Source organism: Micromonospora sp. NPDC047793 (genome assembly GCF_040642635.1).
GTDB lineage: Bacteria > Actinomycetota > Actinomycetes > Mycobacteriales > Micromonosporaceae > Micromonospora.
In genome coordinates, this window is sequence record NZ_JBEYSG010000040.1 from 1 (window position 1) to 1,329 (window position 1,329).

The 1,329-nt window shown below is 67.3% G+C and carries 2 protein-coding genes; both read left to right on the top strand.

The features are described 5' to 3' along the window. Positions 1-64 precede the first annotated feature (64 nt). The gene (locus tag ABZ738_RS32510) at positions 65-376 is read left to right on the top strand and encodes a transposase (protein WP_007071078.1); all 312 of its coding nucleotides are present in this window, start codon (positions 65-67) and stop codon (positions 374-376) included. Further along, complete coding sequence (locus ABZ738_RS32515) at positions 373-1,299, top strand: IS3 family transposase (RefSeq protein ID WP_357219763.1); 927 nt, start codon at positions 373-375, stop codon at positions 1,297-1,299. Before ABZ738_RS32510 ends, ABZ738_RS32515 begins: the two co-directional genes overlap by 4 nt. Positions 1,300-1,329 lie beyond the last annotated feature (30 nt).

Here is a 1,329-nt window from a genome sequence, read left to right on the forward strand (position 1 = left end):
TGAGGTTCCCCCGGTAGCTCGGAGGCTTTCGATCATGCTCTGATGGAGCTGAAGGGAGTCATCCGTGGCAGCACCGAAGAAGTACCCCGATGAGCTGCGTGAACGTGCGGTGCGGTTGTATCGGGAGTCGGACCCGAAGCCCGTGATCCGCCAGCTGGCCCGCCAGCTTGGGGTGCATCACGAAGCGTTGCGCAACTGGATCCGCCAGGACGAGGCCGACCGTGGCCTGCGGGGCGACCGGCCGACGACCTCGGAGGTGGAGGAGCTGCGCCGGTTGCGGCGGGAGAACGCCGAGCTGAAGCGGGCCAACGAGATCCTGAAGGCCGCGTCGGCTTTTTTCGCCTCGGAACTCGACCCGACCCGGCGACGGTCGTGACGCTCGTTGACGAGCTACGCGATCGCTTCGGGGTCGAGCCTGTCCTCCGGGTCCTCAACGTCGCCGTCTCCACCTACTACGGCTGGCTCACCCAGGCCGCCGACCCGTCCGCTCGGCGACGCGAGGACGCGGAACTGGCCGTGGAGATCGCCGAGATCCACCACGTATCCGGCGGCACCTACGGCAGCCCGAGAGTGCACGCGATGCTGCGCCGCCAAGGCCGCCAGGTGGGTCGCAAGCGGGTCGAGCGGTTGATGCGTGACGCCGGCCTGCAAGGCGCGTTCCTGCGCAAGAAGTGGCGCATCCCGTCCACCCGGTCGAACCCGAAGGCGACACCCGCTCCGGACCTGGTCAACCGGCAGTTCACCGCTGCGGCGCCCAACCGGCTGTGGGTCGCCGACGCCACCCGCATCCCCTGCGGGCAGGGCGTGTTCTGGCTCGCCGCGGTGCGAGACGTGTTCTCCAACCGCATCGTGGGCTGGCGCTGCTCCGACCGCTGCGACACCGACCTGATCCTCGGCGCACTCGAATACGGCATCTGGTCCCGCGACGTCCGCGACGGCCAACTGATCCACCACTCCGACCACGGATCGAACTACACGTCGTTCCGCTTCGCCCAACGCCTGGCCGACAACGGCATCCTGCCCTCAATGGGCTCGGTCGGCGACTCGTTCGACAACGCCCTGATGGAGAACTTCTGGTCGACGCTGAAGATCGAACTGGTCTACCGCAACTCCTGGCGGACCCGCGACGAAGCCGAGAACGCGATCTTCACCTACATCGACGGCTGGTACAACACCCGCCGCATCCAGAAAGACCTCGGCTGGCGATCCCCAGACGAGTACGAAACCGCCTGGCACACCCACCAGGCCCGACCCGACGAGACGACTATCGTTCAGCCTGAGCCCACCGGCGCCAGGTAACCAACCCTCCGGCAAACCGGGGGAACCTCA